This is a genomic window from Cellvibrio sp. GW822-FHT04B05, from assembly GCF_058800985.1.
Window position 1 is genome coordinate 499,421 of record NZ_JBXAMU010000002.1, and the last position, 19,607, is coordinate 519,027.

Sequence of the window (19,607 nt, forward strand, 5' to 3'; positions counted from 1 at the left end):
GACCTTTATGTGACGCTGCATCTGACGCTATAGTAAGACGTTATTCGTAATTCAGGGTTCATTGGCTGCCTGCCGGGCAGCGCGGTTGGCTGACCATAACAAAGCCGCCAAAGGAATGTAAGTTATTGAAGCACAAAAACAAACCGGGAGGCTAAAGCCTCCCGGTTATGTTTGTAATATTTTGTAGGTTGGGCGCACTTGTATGCAGTTAGCCTACAACTCTTAACCTACACTTTTTAACCAACAAACGTGCGCGCATTGCGGAACAAACGCAACCAGGCCCCATCATCTTTCCAATCGTCCGGCTTCCATGAATTGCTGACCGCGCGGAATACCCGCTCCGGATGCGGCATCATGATAGTAATACGACCATCTTTACTGCTGACACTGGTGATTCCCAGCGGCGAACCGTTAGGGTTAGCAGGATAGGTTTCGGTTGCATTCAGATTGTTATCGATAAATCGCATCGCAACAGTACCGCTCTCGTTACACATTTTCAGTGCATCGGCATTGGCAAATTCCGCATAACCTTCACCGTGGGCAACAGCGACTGGCATATGGGAACCAGCCATACCTTTGAACAATACTGATGGCGATTCCTGCACTTGTACCAAGCTGAAGCGCGCTTCAAATTGCTCGGACAGATTGCGCACAAAACGCGGCCAGTGATCAGCACCGGGAATCAGGTTTTTCAAATTCGACATCATCTGGCAACCGTTACATACCCCCAGACTGAAGGTGTCGTTGCGGTGGAAGAAACGCTCGAATTCATCGCGCACTTTGCTGTTGAACAAAATGGTTTTTGACCAGCCTTCGCCTGCACCGAGTACATCACCGTAAGAGAAACCACCGCAAGCTACCAAGCCTTTGAAAGTTTCCAGCGATACCCGGCCAGAAAGCAGATCGCTCATGTGCACATCGACTGCATTGAAGCCTGCACGATCAAATGCCGCCGCCATTTCGACTTGGCCATTAACACCCTGCTCGCGCAACACGGCGATAGAAGGACGCACGCCAGTGTTGATAAAAGGTGCAGCGATATTCTCGTTGATGTCATAACTGAGCTTGACACTCAGGCCCGGATCCGTTTTTAAAATGCCATCGAATTCTGATTTGGCGCAGGCCGGATTATCGCGCATCGCTTGCAGGCGATAACTGGTTTCTGCCCAGAGCGATTGCAGTTGCGCACGCGGTTGGTTGAATAAAACATTAGCGCCCTGGTTGATAATGAATGCATCATTTGCATTCACACTACCAATCGCTTTTACACTCACACCCGCAGCAACAAAACGTGCTTGTACTGCTGCAGAGTTGGCGCGTGTCACTTGTACGACAGCACCGGCTTCTTCGTTGAATAGCACTGCCAAAGCATCTGCACCTAAATCATCCAGATTGACGCTGACGCCGGTGTGTCCGGCAAACGCCATTTCAGCAAGCGTGGTAAATAAACCACCATCACTGCGGTCGTGGTACGCGAGCAATTCATTTGCGGCAAGGCTCGCTTGCATTGCATTAAAGAAACCTTTGAGTTGTGTGCCCGAATCCAGGTCAGCAGGGACATCACCCAGTTGGTTGTAAACCTGCGCGAGAATTGATCCGCCCAAACGATTTTTGCCATTGCCCAAATCGAGCAGCAACAATTCAGTATCACCTTTGTCGGTTCTGAGTTGTGGCGTCAGGGTTTGGCGAACATCCACTACCGGTGCAAAAGCGGAAATAATCAGCGATAGCGGTGCGGTAACGGCTTTATCTTCATTGCCCTCTCTCCATGCTGTGCGCATGGACATGGAATCTTTGCCTACTGGAATGGTAATTCCCAGTTCGGGGCACAGCTCCATACCTACGGCTTGCACAGTGCGATAGAGTTTTTCATCTTCACCTTTGTGGCCAGCGGCGCACATCCAGTTGGCAGAGAGTTTTACGTCGGACAATTTTTCAATGCGGGCAGCAGCGATATTAGTAATCGCTTCAGCAATCGCCATGCGGCCAGATGCAGGAGCATCGAGCAGCGCCAGCGGTGTGCGCTCGCCGATACTCATTGCCTCGCCTTTGGCGCTGTCATAACTCACGGTGGTAACGGCAACATCCGCCACCGGTACTTGCCATGGACCTACCATCTGATCGCGCGCCACCATACCGGTAACCGAGCGGTCGCCGATGGTGATCAGAAAGCTTTTGCTCGCCACTGCCGGGTGTTTAAGCACACGTTCGGCCGCTTCTTGCAACGCGATACCATCAGTCGCAAACCTGCTGGTGACTGCCTGATGCTTATCAGCACTGCGATGCATTTTTGGCGCTTTGCCGAACAATACCGACATAGGCAGATCGACCGGTTTTGCGTCGAAGTGTTGGTCATTAACCAGCAGATGTTTCGCGTCAGTCGCCTCACCCACTACGGCGTAAGGTGCACGTTCGCGCCGACAGATAGCTTCAAAACGCGGCAGGTCCTCAGGTTTGATCGCCAATACATAACGCTCTTGCGACTCGTTACACCAGATCGCCAATGGGCTCATGCTCGGCTCATCGTTGGGTACATTGCGCAGCTCGAACTTGCCACCGGTACCGCCATCTTTCACCAATTCAGGGAAGGCGTTGGATAAACCGCCCGCACCCACATCGTGGATAAAGGCGATGGGATTGCGTTCACCAAGCTGCCAGCAGGCGTCGATCACTTCCTGGCAACGGCGCTCCATTTCCGGGTTTTGACGTTGTACCGAGGCGAAATCCAGATCCTCCGACGAAGAACCGGAAGCCATGGACGATGCCGCGCCGCCGCCCAGACCGATCAACATGGCCGGACCGCCGAGCACGACTAATTTGGAACCGGCCGCAAAGGGCGGTTTTTCAATGTGTTCGGCTTTGATATTGCCGTAACCACCGGCCAACATAATCGGCTTGTGATAGCCACGGCGCTCGCCGTCGAAGTTCTCTTCAAAGGTACGGAAGTAGCCGCAGATATTGGGGCGGCCGAATTCGTTGTTGAACGCTGCACCGCCGATAGGGCCGTCGAGCATGATGTCGAGCGCGGTCACAATGCGGCCCGGCTTGCCGTAGTTCTGTTCCCACGGTTGGACGAAATCGGGAATTTGCAGGTTGGAAACGGTAAAACCGTTCAAACCCACTTTTGGTTTGGAACCGCGCCCCACTGCACCTTCATCGCGAATCTCACCACCAGCGCCGGTACCGGCACCCGAGAACGGAGAAATCGCCGTTGGATGGTTGTGCGTCTCAACCTTCATTAATAGATGAATTGGCTGATTAGTATATTCATAGGCTTTAGTATCCGGGTTGGGATAGAAGCGCCCTGCTTCATGGCCAACAACTACCGCGGCGTTATCGGCATAGGCCGAGAGCACATCTTCGCCGCCGACTTCGTTGGTGTTTTTGATCATCTTGAACAGGCTGCGCTCTTGCTCAACACCGTCGATGGTCCAGGAGGCATTGAAGATTTTATGGCGGCAGTGTTCAGAGTTGGCTTGGGCAAACATCATCAATTCAACATCGATGGGATTGCGACCAAGGGTTTTAAACGCATCAACCAGATAGTCGATTTCATCCTCGGCCAAGGCCAGACCGAGAGATTTGTTTGCCGCAACCAATGCTGCACGGCCACCACCGAGGATATCGACCGAGGTTTGTTCTGCCGGAGATTGCGAGACAAATAATTGCTCAGCAGCGTCAAGGCGCTCAAATACGGTTTCGACCATACGGTCATGCAAGAGCGCGGTAATTGCGGCGCGATCGGCAGCTGAAATCGTACCCGTCACATAATAGGCAATACCACGCTCGATACGACGCACTGGCTCAAGGCCGGTATTTTTGGCGATATCCGTTGCCTTGGATGCCCAGGGAGAAATAGTGCCGAGGCGCGGCACCACCAGGAAAAGCTCGCCCTCGTGACTGGTAGCAACATCTACTTTAGGACCATAAGTCAGTAGCTGTTGCAGCACTTGCTGTTGGTCGGCACTCAACGGAGCAGCGACATTGGCGAAATGCACAAACTCGGAGCTAACACCGGTCACAGCAGGAACGCGCTGCTGCAGGTTGATCAGGAGTTTTTGCGTACGGAAACTGGAAAGAGCGGGAGCGCCACGCAGGATCAGCATAGTGGGAAGAGCCTCAGCATCGGGGGGATATGAAAAAAGGCCGCCATTGTACTGGATTTGCTTTACCAGCTGAGAGTTTTTTCACCCTCCTGACCCGCTCTCGCTTCTTTATATTTGCTCAAATCTCCAGATGGCCTCATATATGGAAAGGATTTAGCGATAGCAGGAAAATCAAAAATTTCCTCCCTTTGATAAACAAGGTTCACTGCAACTCCTTATGTGCCCTATCCAACACATAACTAATCAAATCAGTAGCTTATAACAAAAAAATCTCAAAATTGGACAAATTTTACGCAGGTTTTTTACAAAAACTTACGTTTTTTACTGTCTGTCCGCTTCGATTTGGAGCGCAAATGGCGGCAAATGTCACATTTTTTAGCATTTTTTTGACCGTTTGTCGTTTTTTTTAGACTGTCTAAAAACCGCCGAATCCCTTGTGCCTTGGGGGATTGAGATGAAAAAGGTCAATAAATCACCAAATCACTAGCCCATATGTGCTCAAAAAACAAGCTAGGCACACAAAAAAAGTGCCTATACCATGGCGATGTATTTGCACGGGTCATTAATGGATTGGATTCGGCATGAATGCGCACACACGAAAAGAACACCCTTTCGGGCGTTGCAGTTCAGCAACCGGAGTAACCCCCTTATGGAAATTCGCAAACCGCCAGTGTTAGTGATTAAATCCATCTTTACGAGCCTTGTTATAGGTTCATTACTTATTGCCAGTAGTGCCATGCTGGTACGTAGCACTACTCCAACCCAGTTGGAAAAAGTGTTGCAAACAGGCGAATTGCACGTTATTTCGAGCAATGGCCCTACAACCTATTATGAAGGCTCCAACGGCCTGACAGGTTTTGAATATAGCCTCGTTAAAGGCTTTGCAGATTCGCTCGGCGTTAAATTGGTGATTGAAGACCAATCCGATATCGACCAAATGCTGGATGGCGTTGCCCGCCAGGATTTCCATTTAGCTGCGGCTGGCCTGACAGCGCTGGAAAGTCGCGCCAATAAAGTCATCTTCTCTACTCCTTTTATGCAGGTCACACAGCAGCTGATCTATAGCAGCCGTCTGCCTCAACCCACCAGTATTAAAGACCTGCAAAATAAAGAAGTACTGGTCGTCGCAAACTCATCGCATACCGAACGATTCAAAGCCTTGCAAGCCCAATTCCCGGAGTTGCAGTGGCGCGCGGTAATCAATGCCGAGATGATCGACCTGCTGGAAATGATCAATAAAGGCGAAGCGGATTACGCCGTTATCGATTCAAGTGCCTACGACTTGAACCGTTACTCTTATCCCAAAGCGCAATTGGCGTTCGATGTAAGTGACCCACAACCGCTGGCTTGGGCATTTCCGGCCCTGCGTGACACCAGCCTCTTTGAAGCAGCCCAACGATATTTGGGCAGCATCAAGGCAGACGGTACCCTCGCTAAAGTCACAGAAGAATTTTTTGACCGCCACATAGAAGAAGTGACAACCGGTGAGGCCATGGCATTCACTTACCAGTTGGAACAACGTCTGCCGCAATGGATCGACTATATGAAAAGTGCGGCGGCCGAGTTTAATCTGGACTGGCACCTGCTCGCCGCAATCGGTTATCAAGAATCTCACTGGCAAGCTGATGCCCGTTCCCCTACTGGTGTGCGCGGTTTGATGATGCTGACCAAAAACACCGCCAAAGCAATGGGTGTGGTTGATCGGGAAGATCCGCGCGAAAGTATCTACGGTGGTGCCAAGTACCTGAGCATAGTGCTGGAGCGTCTGCCCAAGCGCATTAAAGGTGATGACCGCCTGAATATGGCCTTAGCTGCCTACAATCAGGGTTTGGGTCATATTGAAGATGCGCGCGTCCTGACTGAGCGCATGGGCGGTAACCCGAGCAAGTGGGAAGATGTCCGCAAATACATGCCTTTACTGGCGAAGCAACAGTATTACAGCCAGGCAAAACACGGCTATATGCGTGGTTGGGAACCGGTTGGATTTGTCGATAACGTACGCAATTACCACAAGATTATTGCCTGGCATCAACAGCAACAGGAATTCCGCCTTGCCACGACCAATACGGGCAATCGACTTTCGGTCAACACCCGTCAGGTTGACGAGGACAACAAGGCCAGAACCAATAGCAATGTGAATGATACGATCACCAAAGTTTCACTGCTTTAATCACACCTGCAGAAACTTTCAAAACTGCCGCACTTGCGGCAGTTTTTATTTGTAATCACCACAAACTCTCCCGCATATCTGGTGGATAAAAAAGATTTTAAACCCGGGGCGTCCAATACATGAGTGGTGGGACTTTAGCCGGGCAAGGGAGTAGAATGCCGCCCCATGAATAGCCGCTGATTTGTGATACCCCCATGATTCCACGTATTGACCAGACATCTCCCATCCAAGCCCTTTACCTGAACTTTATCAACACGTTACGCGAAAACGGCTTTAGCGGCGACCTGAACCCGGATTATGCCAACCGCACCGTATTGGCGACAGATAACTCGATCTACCAAGTCCTGCCACAAGGCGTGCTCTACCCACGCGATACCGCTGACCTCGTCAAAATCGCGCAGCTCAGCCAACAGCCCAAATTCCAGGGTGTGGTACTCAGCCCCCGCGGCGGCGGCACCGGAACCAATGGCCAATCGCTGACTGATGGCCTGGTGGTAGACACCTCCAAATACATGAACCGGATTTTGGAGATCAACGTCGAAGAGCGCTGGGTACGTGTGCAATGCGGTGTGGTGAAAGATCAGCTTAATGCGGCGATCAAACCCCACGGCTTATTTTTTGCGCCGGAGCTGTCCACCAGCAACCGCGCGACTATCGGCGGCATGATCAATACCGACGCCTCAGGCCAGGGCTCTTGCCGCTATGGCAAAACCCGCGACCATGTATTGGAATTGAAAACCATTCTGCTCGACGGCACCGAATGGACCTCAGCTGCGATTGACGAAGCCGAATTGGAAAATTTGTGGAAGCGCGATGACCGCGTCGGCGAAGTGCACCGCATCATTGATGCTATCCAGCGTGAGCATCACGCATTAATCGCGGAAAAATTTCCCACATTAAATCGTTGCCTCACCGGTTATGACCTGGCGCATATCCGCGATGAACAAGGCCGCTTCAATCTCAACAATATTTTATGCGGGAGTGAAGGTACACTCGGCTTTATCACTGAAGCCAAAATTAATGTATTACCTATTCCCAAATTCAGTGCACTCATCAACGTCAACTATCGCGATTTCAACGTCGCCCTGCGCGACGCGACACAACTGATGAAAGCGGAACCAACCTCTATCGAAACCGTCGATTCAAAAGTATTGAACCTGGCGATGAATGATATCGTTTGGCACAGCGTGGCAGAGTTTTTCCCTGCGCCGGCAAGTGGCGAAAAAATCCAGGGAATCAACCTGGTTGAATACACCGCAAATAACGAGGATGAATTAAAAGCTGATGTAAAAAAGCTGACTGACTTGTTAGATGCGGCAGCGCAAGATATCAACACCGGTCGCATCAGCTACTCCATCGCATGGGGGAATGATGCGGTAAATAAAATCTGGGGTATGCGCAAAAAAGCAGTAGGTTTGCTCGGCAATGTGGAGGGGGAAATTCGTCCCGTTCCCTTTGTGGAAGACACCGCCGTGCCACCGGAAAATCTCGCTGATTTTATTTTTGAATTCCGCGCTGTGCTCGACGAATACAAACTGACCTATGGCATGTTTGGTCATGTCGATGCAGGCGTATTGCACGTACGCCCAGCGCTGGACATGAAAGATCCAGCGCAAGAAAAAATGGTGCGCATCATTACCGATAGAGTTGTCGCACTCACGCAAAAATACAACGGACTCCTGTGGGGCGAACACGGCAAAGGGGTGCGCTCAGAATACGCCCCTGCCTTTTTTGGTGAGCTTTATCCACAAATCCAACGGATTAAAGCAGCATTCGATCCACATAACCAATTAAATCCCGGCAAAATTGCTACACCGGCTGCCGACATCGCATTATTAAAAATTGATGAAGTTCCAACACGTGGCCAACAAGATCGAAAAATTCCTGCGCAAGTCTGGCAAGGTTACAGCGAAGGCGTTCATTGCAATGGTAATGGCCTCTGCTACAACTGGAATCCGAACGATGCCATGTGTCCCAGCTGGAAAGGCACGCGCGAACGCAAGCATTCACCTAAAGGGCGCGCATCATTAATGCGTGAATGGCTCAAACAAATGAGCGAGCGCGGCGTAAATACTGTTGAAGAAAGTAAGAAATTAAAGCGCGCCGGCTTCGTGTTTAATCTGCCCGCGCGCGCAATTAACACTCTTGGCAAACGCAAAGGTGAGTATGATTTTTCTCACGAAGTGCATGAATCCATGATGGGTTGCCTCGCCTGTAAATCTTGCGTGGGTCAATGCCCAATCAAAGTTGACGTGCCTGAATTCCGCGCAAAATTTCTGGAACTTTACTACAGCCGTTATTTGCGTCCGTTCAAAGATTATTTTATCGGCGGCTTGGAATTTATGATTCCTACACTGGCAAAAGCACCCTGGCTTTACAACTTAATGATGAAGCCAACGTTTATGCAGACTTTTATGGCGCGCTTTATCGGTATGGTTGATAGCCCACTGCTTAGTGGAATCAGCTTGCACAAAGCCGCCGAAAAACTCGGTGTCAATTACGCAACTCTGGAAAATATTGCACAACTCACTCCCGAGCAAAAAGCCAACGCGGTTATTTTGGTACAAGATGCCTTCACCAGCTATTTTGAAACCCCGCTGGTAATAGACACGCTCAAGCTACTGCAAAAACTCGGCTTTGTGCCCTTGCTTGCGCCTTTCAGGCCCAACGGCAAACCGCTGCAAGTACATGGTTTTTTAAAGGCATTCGCCAAAGCGGCCGATGTAAATGCTACCCAGCTTAATGGCCTCGCATCATCCGGTATTCCGTTAATGGGAATCGAACCGGCAATGACGCTTGCCTATCGCGCGGAATACAAAAAGGTACTGGGCGATAATGCGCCTAAAGTACAATTGATCCAGGAGTGGCTCGCGCAACACGGCGACCGTTTGGCAACGAAAGTGCGTGACTTCAAAGCAGCAGAATTTTCTTTACTGGCCCACTGCACAGAAAAAACCAACGCTGTGAGTTCAGTCAAAGATTGGCAAACTATTTTCGCCAAGCTCGGCCAGCAATTAAAAGTAATCGAAACTGGCTGTTGTGGCATGGCGGGAACTTACGGCCACGAAAGCGATAATGTAGCGACCTCTAAAAAAATCTACGCACTTTCCTGGTCACAAGTAGTGAATAATCCGACCAACAACGGAAAATTAACGGCGACCGGTTATTCCTGCCGCAGCCAAACCAAGCGGATCGACAACGTGAAGTTACCGCATCCGGTGCAGATTTTGTTACAACAAGCGCTGTAAAATCTTACCTACTCACTGACTGACGAGCCACGACTATGAAATTATTACGCAAACTGTTTGGTGCAAAAACCAAGGTTGAACCGATCAAGCCCGCTCCTATTCCCGTAGCGGAACCGAAAGCGCCCAAACCGGTTATCAGCCTGGATATTGTTGAACAAACCAGCGATGAAACTGAACTGTTAAAGTTGGCAAGCGAAGGTGCGACCAGCCCATTGCGCCAAGCTGCTGCCGAAAAAATCCATAGCCGTGAGGCGCTTGAGCAACTTGCCAAAGCGGCAAAAGCCAAAGATAAAACCGTATTTAAAATTGTAAAAACAAAGTTGGATTTGTTTAAGGCTGAGGATGCAAAACTCGCCGAGTTTGAAGCCAGCGCGCAACGCATTTGCGAAAAACTGGAACGCCATGTTTATCTGGAAGCCGACGCACTTTTCAAAGCTAAACTCAGCTCATTGCAAACTGAGTGGGCAGCACTGGCTCAAACCTCGACAGCAAGTCAGGAGCGATTCAAAAATGCCCTGGCCGCATGTGAAGCAAAAATCAACGCGCGTGCACAAGCTATCGCTGATGAAGAAGAGAAAAACACTCTTGACCAACAAGCATTGCAATTGGCTGAAGAGGCTTACAACAACCTCAAGCAAATCGCCAGCGATGTCTATCGCGCTTCGCGTGTAGATGACCTGCTCAATGCCAACTACGAATTGAAAATCCAGGAATTGAGCAATGCCATCCGCCTTGCCGCTAATCGTCAATTGCCATTGGATAGGCTCACCAAAGAATTCGAGCATCGCAAGCAACAAACACTGAACCTTATCGATCAAATTAAAACCTCAGGTACTGCAAAAGAACTCGCTGAAAAACTTGAGCAAGCTGAAGATTCTGACCTGGTAAAAAATGCCCAGCAGAAATTGCAGCAACTTATCCGCTCGGCAAAAGAATTTGGTGATGAGCTGCCTGAAACCTTGATCGATGCCAAAGCAAAACTGGATCAACTCTGGGCACAACGCAGTCAAGCGGAACAAGCAACCAAAAATGCCCTGCGCGATTTTAGCGAACTGGCGCGCAAAGGTTTGTGGGCAGCCGAGCAAGGGTTTGTGCGCAAAGCCCGCGCTATCCAAAAAGAATTACAGGAAAAACGCGCGCAACTGGCCGCAATTTCCCTGGATGTTCCCAAAGGCATCCAAACTAAAATCGATGATTTTGAAGCCCAGCTGGTAAAACTCGGTGATTGGCATGAATTTGCCGTAACACCGAAAAAAGAGGCATTGATTGCGCAAATGCAAGCGCTGGCAACCAACACCATTGCGCCAGAAACACTCGCCACCAAAGTCCACGAACTGCAAGACAGCTGGAAAGAAGTCAGCAAAGGCGTGCAACAACAAGACGATGAGTTGTGGCAAGCATTCCAACGCGCATCCGCCGTCGCTTACGCACCGTGCAAAGAATTTTTTGAGGCCCAGGCAGCAGAGCGCGATGCTAATCTCAACAAGCGTCGTGAACTGGTCAGTCAACTGCAACAATATTTACAGGGCCACGACTTTGCCAACGCTGTTTGGAAAGAGGTAGAACAAACATTGAAAACCGCGCGTGCTGAATGGCAAACCTATTGGCCTGTGCCACGTAAAGCAGGTAACGAGCTGCAAAAAGAATTCGAAAATTTGATGGAGCAATTGTTTGGAAAAATAACCAATGAATATGAGAGCAACAAAGCTGCAAAACAATCATTGATTGAACAGGCAGCAGCGCTAATTAACAGTGACGATAGTCGTGCAGCAGCCGATACCATCAAACAATTACAAGCACAATGGAAAACCATCGGCAAAAGCTGGCATAAAGAAGATCAACAACTGTGGCAAGAATTCCGCAAGCACTGCGATGCCGTGTTCGCACTGCGCAACCAGGCATTTGAGGCGGCTAAAGAACAGCGCCAGGCAGTTGCTACACAAGCAGAAGCGTTGATCGCTCAATTAAATGCATTTGCCGAACAACCACTGGAACAGCTTAATGCTGCAAAAGCAGAAATTGAGACCATTAAAGCCGAATTCGCTGCACTCGATTTGCCTAAAGAATCCGCCAAGGTACTGCACAATAAACTGAATGCAAGTATTGCTGCTATCGCAACCAAACGCGACAGCGCCCGCAGCCAGGCAGAAGAGCAAAGTTGGACTGATTTATTCACTGCCATTAATGCATTGCGTGAATACGAGTTGGCCGTTATCGCACAAACAGCCGATGAAAAGTTAGATACCCAAAAAGCAGCGCTGGAAAAATTGATTGCCGATATACCTCGTTGGCCCACCGGTAGCCTCAGTGTGGTACAGCAGCGCTTAAATAAAGCAGGATCAATTACCAAGGTGGACCAAACATCCAACACCGATCTATTGCAAACGCTCACGATTCGCGCGGAAATTTTAGCGGGAATAGAAACGCCTGCCGAAGATAAACAAGCGCGTATGGCTTATCAGGTGAAACAAATGCAGCAGGCCTTTGGGCAACGCGATAGCAGCTTTGATCCACTGGTATTGGAATGGGTTGGCCTGGGTGGTGTTGCTACTGCTCGTTATAACGCCCTACTCGCCCGCTTTAATAAGAGCCGGTTACAGGGCGTAAAAAGCTAAGGCAACTTCATCATTGATTGCAAAAAAGCGAGCCAGATAGTATCTGGCTCGCTTTTTTATTAGCTGCATTCATCGACGTTTTGGCAAGACTTCAATTATTACAGACAAATAAAAAAAGCAGCCACTGGAATCCAGCGGCTGCAATAATAAAGGGAGAGGTCAAACAACTATACAAAGATAAGGCTTACAAAGAGTTACTACTGAATCCGATGCAAGGCGATATCAAGAACACAATCAGCTTAAAAAAGCTGGCGGAAAACTCCGCCAGAATAAGGTCAAACACAACCCCTGTTTGCCGGGCCATCGGCATGACACAGCAAACATTGGAATTATCCTAACCTCTTGCATACTAGTGGGTCAAGCTTTTTGTCATTATGACTTTATGATGATGGAAATCTGTTCCATTGCTGGATACATTTTTACTAATAAGTATCTTTTAGCCATAATGACGTCAAAATCCTTTTGCTCGCCCGGCGAGCCGCGCGTAAACTGATATGGCGTAGCTACGCGTAACAAGGCACAATCTGCCCTTATTTCCGCATATGCAGTAGCGGTAGAATTATCCAGAGGAGATACAGAGTGGCTAAACAGCCTTTGATTAGCATGCGCCCCGAGTCCAGGGGTTTATCCTATGACCGCCCGGCGGCCAGCCAGATATTCGGGTTTATCCGCGATGCGATTATCAGCATGGAACTCCTTCCCGGGCAAATGATTTCCGAAACTGCCCTCGCCCAGCAATTCGGTGTAAGCCGCACCCCGGTGCGCGAAGCATTGATCCAATTGTCCAATATAGGTTTTGTTGAAGTACTGCCCCAGCGCGGGACTTACGTTTCCAAATTCAGTATGGAAAAAATTCTGGAAGCACGCTTTATTCGCGAGGCGCTGGAAGTCGCTGTGGTAATCCAGCTTGCAACCAACCCCGATGACGCTGTCCGTTCCGAAGCTGTCGATGCATGTGAAAAAATTATCGCTGGCCAAAAGGCGGCGGCAGCTGATGACGATGCGCTGGCTTTCCAGAACCTCGACGATAACTTTCATCAAACCCTGGCGAGTTTTACTCAATACCCACGTGTGGCCGCTTTTATCGAAGCAGAAAAGGCCCATATGGACCGCGTGCGCAACCTGAGTTTGCATGTAAGCGGTCAATACAAACGTGTGCTGAGCCAACATGCCGCCATCATTAAGGCGATTAAAGCCGGCTCAGCTGAAAAATCTGCCGCAGCCATGAGCGTACACTTGAAGGATGTTTACAATATTCTGGAAGTGATTCCGCAAGAACATCCGGAATATTTTATTTGATTTAAAAAAATAGCGGAAAATAAAAAAGCAGTTTCGGCTGCTTTTTTATTTTCTGGATCTAATCGCCGCGCTGATCTTCCTCCGCATTATCCTCTTGCAATTCAAGATCCGTCACGACTTTTTGTGTGAGCTTAACCCGCCCGCTTTTTACCAATGCATCGCGCAATACAAATTCGATTTGTGCGTTGAGACTGCGCAAATCATCATCCGCCCAGCGTTGCAGCGCGGCGATAACCTGCTCATTAATACGCAGCGGAAATGATTTTTTAGTCACAATAACAACCCATGTTATGAGTAAATAGTGCCGGTATTGATCACTGGTTTAGCTTGTTGATCGCCACAGAGTACGACCAATAAATTACTCACCATTGCCGCTTTACGCTCACCATCCAAATCTACCACGCCCTGGTTCTGTAGCTGATCCAAGGCATCAGCCACCATACCCACAGCGCCCTGCACAATTATTTTGCGCGCGGCCAGCACCGCACTGGCTTGCTGCCGCTGTAACATCGCTTGCGCGATTTCCGGTGAATACGCGAGGTGACTCAAGCGCGCTTCCAACACATCAACACCGGCTTTTTGCAAACGATCTTGCACTTCGGTTTTTAATTTCAGCGCAATAGCATTGGCATCACTGCGCAAGGATAAACGCTTGTCATCAGCGTCATGTTCATAGGGATAAGTGGTAGCCAGATTACGCAAGGCTGCCTCGCTCTGGATAGTCACATAGTTTTCGTAATCATCCACTTCAAATACTGCTTCAGCGGTATCTACCACGCGCCAGACAATCACTGCTGCGATTTCAATAGGATTGCCATTAGAGTCATTTACTTTGAGTCGGCCGGATTCGAAATTGCGCACACGCAAACTCACCGATTTTTTGCTGTAGAGAGGATTGGCCCAGCGCAATCCGGAATTGCGGTCAGTCCCTGTATACTGCCCAAATAACTGGAGCACCTTGCCTTGATTGGGTTGCACTATGTAGAACCCGATCCAGCAGATAAAGACCACGATAGCCGCCAAAATGGCGATGACCTTTACGGCGCCAGGCAGGAAGAAGACTCCACCAATACTAGCGGCTTGCAATACCAGCAAAACCACCAACAGGAAATAACCCGACCCACTGCGTGCCTCTATTTCATGAACCATGACGTGCTCCTTTGTGAACCGCAATGATATTATTTTGATATCAAAATAATATACAAAATATCGCTTGTAAAGTGCTTTTTATCGCTCTCAATGTAGCTTTCAGTTCCATTTGGAATTTTGTCCAGTAAGTAGCTTGGGAAGTCCAGTGCACAACTTACACCATCTTATTCAGACGGATCTTTAAGACGATGAAGCTGCATATAGCCTAAATGGATTTCATCAGGGGTTGAGTCTATGGCCGGTTCAAACTTCAGTTGATATTGTGATTTTATTGTTTCCGGAAATAGGTCTTTTATCTCATAAATATCATCCACATCGATGCCATATTTTTCATCAATGTGGGATGCAGCGCCTTTAAATCCATTAGTTTTATAGAACGCAGATTCTTTTGCTTTGCTAATTGCTTTTACTTTGTTCGGCGCAACAACCAGCATTTTATGGTGAAATTCATCAAATTCATTAGGTCTGTAACCACCTAAATTGATGAAAAATAGTTTATTTGCAGAAGTACCTTCAATATCTGAATTTTTATCAACCACCGCAACTGAATATCCATCAACAAACGTCACCTTACGCCAGGCATCCAAATGGATATTGCCTTTTGCTTCAGGCCAGGATGCCTTGATAGCGGGTACCAACTCGGTTATGTCATAGGCAACACCAAAAAACATATCATGCTGCTCAGTGATGCGACCTGTTGGTCTACAGCCAAGCATTGTCATAAAAAGCGTTGGTTGAGGAATGGGGAGTTTACTCATTGAGTATCTGCTTAAACGTATAGTAGCGCCTCACTTGGCAATCTACAGGCTAAAAACCACGGTAATGATATACCGCGCTGTAGCTATAAATCCAACACCAGCAATTTACTCTTTGCCCTGGAACAACATAGCGTCATTTGGTTATTAAGCGCTTTTTCTGCATCTGATTGCACTGAATCGCGATGATCCGGAACACCGCAGGTAACCGGTGTTAAGCAGGCACCACAAATGCCCTGCTCGCAAGATAACTCCAATGGAAATCCATGATCCATTAAAACAGCTGCAATACTTTTATCTTCCGGAATCAAAAATTGCTGCCCCGTTGACGCAATCCGCACCTGAAATGTAGCTAACGCAATATCATCAGGCATGATGTCAGCTTGGAATTTTTCCGAAAAAATTTGAGTAGCTAACCAACCTCTTTGTATTGATTGCTCTTTAAGATACGACATAAATCCGCTTGGTCCGCAGCTAACAATAACCGCATCAGGATCTGGCTCGGTTAAACATGCGGGTAAAGATTTTCGTAAGCTACTCCCCTCCGTACTGTGATAAAAAAATACGGTACTATTAAGCGTAAGCGGCAAAGACCGCAGTCGCTGCAAAAAAGCAAACTCCTCGATTGATGATGTGTAGTAATGCAATTCCACATCCTTACCTGACGCTACGATTGTTTCCATCATTGTTATCAATGGCGTGATACCTATACCACCTGCAAACAGTAAGTATCGACTGGCTGAAGGTAATGGGAAATTATTGCGTGGCGCCGATATTTGCAGCGAACTTCCAACCTGTAAATTATGATGCATCGCTAATGAACCACCCCTGGAGTTTTCATCAAGGCGCACACAAATTTCATAACTATCGCGCTTGGACAGTGAACCACATAACGAATATTGGCGAACCAAGCCTTGTGGCGTATGCACATCAATGTGTGCTCCCGGTTCAAATTCAGGCAGTTCATCACCAGTGACTCGGCTTAACAGAAAACTGAGATTGCCTTGGCCATTAACATAAATTGCAGTGACAATCACATCCAATAAAGAATTCTTCATGGCGTTTCCTAAGCAGTAAAAAACCGGCTAAAACCCATCGTTTTAAGGCCTTTGCGATAAGCGATAGAACTGCGATCAGCGGGAATATGTGCTTCCAATTTTGGATCGAGAGGTAAGCACTCAGGCTTTTGCGATTCCACAATCGCTTTATCCTCTTCAAACACACGTTGATTGAAATCGTAGACATCTTGCACAGGAAGCTCTTTATCAAAATTTCTCGCAATAGGTGCAAACAAGCGAGTGACTTTTGCAGAGACTGGTGAAGCCGCATTCATAATCACCAAACGGCCCTGCTCAGGGAAATGTATTTCAAGCGTGGCGGTAAAAGGTAAGTGAACCCGGAAGTGGCGCAACCATTCGAAACCCTCTCTACCACGATCAACGGCACCTATTGGATAGTTACCTACACTACTGCGGTATTCCACTTCAAAACCAACAGGTGTTGTTGCAGGGTGGTAAGCCGGAACCACCGCATTATCGGGATCACCAAAGGTTGCTTTGTGCACAAAACCAAAATGGGCAACATCAAGAAAGCCTTCCATCTGGCGACCGGCAAAACCGAAGATATCAATTGTAGGGCAAACAATTTGTTGGAACGCCGGTTCATCCCAGTGCGGCATATCGGGTAGCTGGGGCTGTTCAATCACCTCTTTGCCAAGTGGACGTAAACACACCCAAATTAATCCGTACCGCTCTACAGCAGCGTAAGTTTTAAGATGAAATTTTGCAGGTATTTGCATGTCCGGATGTGCAGGTACATGCATGCAGTGTCCTTCAGCACCAAATTCCAAGCCATGATAAGGGCACTGGATTCTATCGCCCTTCTGTATGCCCATACTGAGTGGCACTCCCCGATGGGGACAGAGGTCATTTGCGACCACAACTTGTTTGTTGGAGCGGTACACTACCAGGGGTTCATCCAACAGCACGGCAGAGACTGGGCCTTGATCGATATCGCGTGCAAGAGCTACCGGGTACCAATGCCGGGCAAGCAGGAGCCAGTCATGGGAATCAAAAGTACAGTTGCGAGGCAATTCGGTGTTCAGGTCAGTAGCAATCATGGTAAGCCCTTAAAAACGTATGGTTGTATGGGTTCTGCCAGTAAATTGTTATAGACTTGGGTGCACTAATCCATGTCATAGAATCGCATAGCATGTTGCAAAATATAGAGCGCCGCATCCAACCTTTGGTATTCTCACGCTTCCTGCGCTATTTTTGCGCCGTCGCAAAGCTTGGCTCTATCCGAAAAGCTTCAGAACAGTTGCACGTATCCGCCTCCTCTATTGACCGACAGATTTTGATCGTGGAAGAAGAGCTGGAAATCCCTTTGTTTGAACGATTACCCAGTGGACTGCGGCTCACGGCAGCAGGGGAACTGCTGTTGCATTCAGCATTAAGCTGGCAAAAGGATTTTGAGCGGGTCAAGGTACAGATGGATGATCTGCGAGGATTGCGGCGGGGTCATGTGCAGATAGCGGTTATCGAGGCATTAAGTAAAGGTTTTGTTACCGATATGGTGTGCGCAATTCGCCAGGAGTTTCCCGGTATTTCGTTCACGCTGAATGTGCTCGATAACGCAAATGTTGCGCAGGCTCTTGTTTCCGGAGAGGCCGATTTCGGCATTATGCTGAATCCCAAACCCTCAAAAGATCTCGCCGTGCGTAAATCTATTGATATCGAAGTAGGTATTGTGACGGCACCAGATCATGCACTGGCACAAAATCAGAATATTCGTTTCAATAAATGTATTGGATATCCACTGGTTTTACCTTGTGAACCGCTGGCGCTAACAAACCAGGTAAATGATTTAGCAAGCGCAGCGCGAACAAAACTGGATATTGTTGCAACGTCAGATAATGTACAAATGCTTAAATCATTGGTGACTCAGGGCTTAGGTATTTCAGTTTTGGGTTGGCTGGATGTAATCAATGAGGTAAATGCAGATGAGCTGGCATTTATCAAACTTACTGATCCTGGAATAAATCCTTTTACCCTTTCATTGTGTGTCGCCAGCTCCCGCCAACTGTCGTTGGCGGCAAGTTTGTTATTGAATCGCTTAGAACCATCATTTTTGGGATTGCAGAGAAATACCTGATAGCATGGACAAACGTCGCGGGATAAATCGCAATGATGGCTAACCAATAGGATTACTGAAGACTAAATAAATTTAGTCTTGCCTCCTAAAAATTATTTTTTCTGCTGCGCAAGCAACCAATCGTAAAGGTCTTTACTTGCATAAATACGTTTCCATGCATCATGTCCCATATCTTCATGCACAGTAAAACGGATTTCAGACTCGCCTGATTCTTCCAGTTTATTAATACCTGCATAGAAGAATTTTTTCTGTACTGCAGTATCACGCCCTGCAGCAAATGCCCACACAGGTATATTGGCTTTTGCGATAGGCGCCATCAAATCCGGATGACCCCAGCCAACAACTGGAACTGCTGCTGCGAATAAATCGGGATGTTTACTCGCCATATACCAGGTACCAAATCCACCATAACTTAAACCAGTTATATAAAGACGATTAGTATCGGTACGATAATTTTTTTGCACATTATTAATCATGCCCATTAAATCCTGTTCCACCTGATCCCATCCCACTGGCAGTAACGGCGACACGGCAGACATATCTTTTATTTCTTCACCTGCACTCATCGGTTGCGGTGTTCCGAAAAGTGGGGCATAAGGCGGCGCACCATCCGCCAGGCGCTGCGGAATTTGCGCGCGGGTGCGATTCGCGATGTAGGGCACTTTGCCCATAGTGAACATATGCAGCTGCGGGGAAACAATAATAAATGGTAAATCTTTCTTTTGAATCCAGGCTTCATAAAGCGGGCCGTGACTGATTACATAATCCAATTCATCCAAACCATTGCCGCGCTCACCATTGCCATGTAAAAAGAACAGCACCGGCCATTGTTTATTGGGTTGCGATTCATAACCACGCGGCAAGTAAACAAAGTATTCACGCTTGAGTTGATCCACACTGCTGGTGTAGGACAAGCGCAAAAGTTGCTCGGTCGATGGTGTCTTGGCAGTCTGCACATTAGTACATCCGCTCACTCCGGCAACCAATAAAACGACCAAAAGAACTCGCAGTTTCATGATAGATCCTGTTGTTATTACTATTAGGAAAACCCTGACCAGAATGAATTACAGCAGCTAAACAACAAGTGTTTTTGCGCTTCTTAACCCCATGCC

Annotated in this window: 14 protein-coding genes; 6 read left to right on the forward strand and 8 right to left on the reverse strand. The window is 48.2% G+C overall.

What is annotated here, in order from left to right; all coding sequences use genetic code 11:
• Window positions 1-236: 236 nt before the first annotated feature.
• Window positions 237-4,106, reverse strand: coding sequence for a phosphoribosylformylglycinamidine synthase (gene purL / locus AC1RJL_RS07755; RefSeq protein WP_492912595.1), 3,870 nt, complete (start codon window positions 4,104-4,106; stop codon window positions 237-239).
• 62 nt (window positions 4,107-4,168) lie between these two features.
• The gene (locus AC1RJL_RS07760; protein WP_492912597.1) at window positions 4,169-4,312 is read right to left on the reverse strand and encodes a hypothetical protein; all 144 of its coding nucleotides are present in this window, start codon (window positions 4,310-4,312) and stop codon (window positions 4,169-4,171) included.
• A 443-nt stretch (window positions 4,313-4,755) separates the two neighbouring features.
• Between AC1RJL_RS07760 and mltF the strand changes: the two genes are divergently transcribed.
• The 5 genes from mltF (at window position 4,756) to AC1RJL_RS07785 (ending at window position 13,438) form a co-directional block, all read left to right on the forward strand.
• A complete protein-coding gene (mltF, locus tag AC1RJL_RS07765; RefSeq protein WP_492912599.1) occupies window positions 4,756-6,276 on the forward strand; it encodes a membrane-bound lytic murein transglycosylase MltF in 1,521 nt (506 codons plus the stop codon).
• Window positions 6,277-6,470: 194 nt separating this feature from the next.
• Entirely contained in the window at window positions 6,471-9,524 is a 3,054-nt protein-coding gene (ydiJ, locus tag AC1RJL_RS07770) for a D-2-hydroxyglutarate dehydrogenase YdiJ (RefSeq protein WP_492912601.1), read from the forward strand.
• A gap of 35 nt (window positions 9,525-9,559) precedes the next feature.
• Window positions 9,560-12,139: a DUF349 domain-containing protein gene (locus AC1RJL_RS07775; RefSeq protein WP_492912603.1), complete on the forward strand. Its 2,580-nt coding sequence runs from the start codon at window positions 9,560-9,562 to the stop codon at window positions 12,137-12,139.
• A 17-nt stretch (window positions 12,140-12,156) separates the two neighbouring features.
• On the forward strand, window positions 12,157-12,477 hold the full coding sequence (locus tag AC1RJL_RS07780; RefSeq protein ID WP_492912605.1) for a hypothetical protein: 321 nt from the start codon (window positions 12,157-12,159) through the stop codon (window positions 12,475-12,477).
• Window positions 12,478-12,718: 241 nt separating this feature from the next.
• The gene (locus tag AC1RJL_RS07785) at window positions 12,719-13,438 is read left to right on the forward strand and encodes a GntR family transcriptional regulator (protein ID WP_492912607.1); all 720 of its coding nucleotides are present in this window, start codon (window positions 12,719-12,721) and stop codon (window positions 13,436-13,438) included.
• Between the two features lie 58 nt (window positions 13,439-13,496).
• Here the strand turns inward: AC1RJL_RS07785 and AC1RJL_RS07790 are convergent, their stop codons facing one another.
• The 5 genes from AC1RJL_RS07790 to AC1RJL_RS07810 form a co-directional block, all read right to left on the reverse strand.
• A complete protein-coding gene (locus tag AC1RJL_RS07790) occupies window positions 13,497-13,712 on the reverse strand; it encodes a type II toxin-antitoxin system antitoxin (RefSeq protein WP_492912609.1) in 216 nt (71 codons plus the stop codon).
• 14 nt (window positions 13,713-13,726) lie between these two features.
• On the reverse strand, window positions 13,727-14,587 hold the full coding sequence (locus tag AC1RJL_RS07795) for an SPFH domain-containing protein (RefSeq protein WP_492912611.1): 861 nt from the start codon (window positions 14,585-14,587) through the stop codon (window positions 13,727-13,729).
• 164 nt (window positions 14,588-14,751) lie between these two features.
• A complete protein-coding gene (locus AC1RJL_RS07800) occupies window positions 14,752-15,345 on the reverse strand; it encodes a DUF1543 domain-containing protein (RefSeq protein WP_492912613.1) in 594 nt (197 codons plus the stop codon).
• An 83-nt stretch (window positions 15,346-15,428) separates the two neighbouring features.
• Window positions 15,429-16,400: a PDR/VanB family oxidoreductase gene (locus AC1RJL_RS07805; RefSeq protein ID WP_492912615.1), complete on the reverse strand. Its 972-nt coding sequence runs from the start codon at window positions 16,398-16,400 to the stop codon at window positions 15,429-15,431.
• An 8-nt stretch (window positions 16,401-16,408) separates the two neighbouring features.
• Window positions 16,409-17,461, reverse strand: coding sequence for an aromatic ring-hydroxylating dioxygenase subunit alpha (locus AC1RJL_RS07810; RefSeq protein ID WP_492912617.1), 1,053 nt, complete (start codon window positions 17,459-17,461; stop codon window positions 16,409-16,411).
• A gap of 92 nt (window positions 17,462-17,553) precedes the next feature.
• On the opposite strand from AC1RJL_RS07810, the gene AC1RJL_RS07815 reads away from it, so the two are divergent.
• Window positions 17,554-18,495 carry a LysR family transcriptional regulator gene (locus tag AC1RJL_RS07815; protein WP_492912619.1) on the forward strand — a complete coding sequence of 314 codons (942 nt, stop codon included), beginning with the start codon at window positions 17,554-17,556 and terminating at the stop codon, window positions 18,493-18,495.
• Window positions 18,496-18,587: 92 nt separating this feature from the next.
• Here AC1RJL_RS07815 and AC1RJL_RS07820 read toward each other — a convergent pair whose 3' ends face one another.
• Window positions 18,588-19,511, reverse strand: coding sequence for a carboxylesterase family protein (locus tag AC1RJL_RS07820; RefSeq protein ID WP_492912621.1), 924 nt, complete (start codon window positions 19,509-19,511; stop codon window positions 18,588-18,590).
• Window positions 19,512-19,607 lie beyond the last annotated feature (96 nt).

Excerpts from the sequence above, each read along its gene's own strand:
- purL (WP_492912595.1), bottom strand. The coding sequence starts at position 4,106 with ATGCTGATCCTGCGTGGCGCTCCCGCTCTTTCCAGTTTCCGTACGCAA.
- AC1RJL_RS07820 (WP_492912621.1), bottom strand. The coding sequence starts at position 19,511 with ATGAAACTGCGAGTTCTTTTGGTCGTTTTATTGGTTGCCGGAGTGAGC.
- AC1RJL_RS07815 (WP_492912619.1), top strand. The coding sequence starts at position 17,554 with ATGTTGCAAAATATAGAGCGCCGCATCCAACCTTTGGTATTCTCACGC.
- AC1RJL_RS07795 (WP_492912611.1), bottom strand. The coding sequence starts at position 14,587 with ATGGTTCATGAAATAGAGGCACGCAGTGGGTCGGGTTATTTCCTGTTG.
- AC1RJL_RS07775 (WP_492912603.1), top strand. The coding sequence starts at position 9,560 with ATGAAATTATTACGCAAACTGTTTGGTGCAAAAACCAAGGTTGAACCG.
- ydiJ (WP_492912601.1), top strand. The coding sequence starts at position 6,471 with ATGATTCCACGTATTGACCAGACATCTCCCATCCAAGCCCTTTACCTG.
- mltF (WP_492912599.1), top strand. The coding sequence starts at position 4,756 with ATGGAAATTCGCAAACCGCCAGTGTTAGTGATTAAATCCATCTTTACG.
- AC1RJL_RS07805 (WP_492912615.1), bottom strand. The coding sequence starts at position 16,400 with ATGAAGAATTCTTTATTGGATGTGATTGTCACTGCAATTTATGTTAAT.
- AC1RJL_RS07810 (WP_492912617.1), bottom strand. The coding sequence starts at position 17,461 with ATGATTGCTACTGACCTGAACACCGAATTGCCTCGCAACTGTACTTTT.
- AC1RJL_RS07800 (WP_492912613.1), bottom strand. The coding sequence starts at position 15,345 with ATGAGTAAACTCCCCATTCCTCAACCAACGCTTTTTATGACAATGCTT.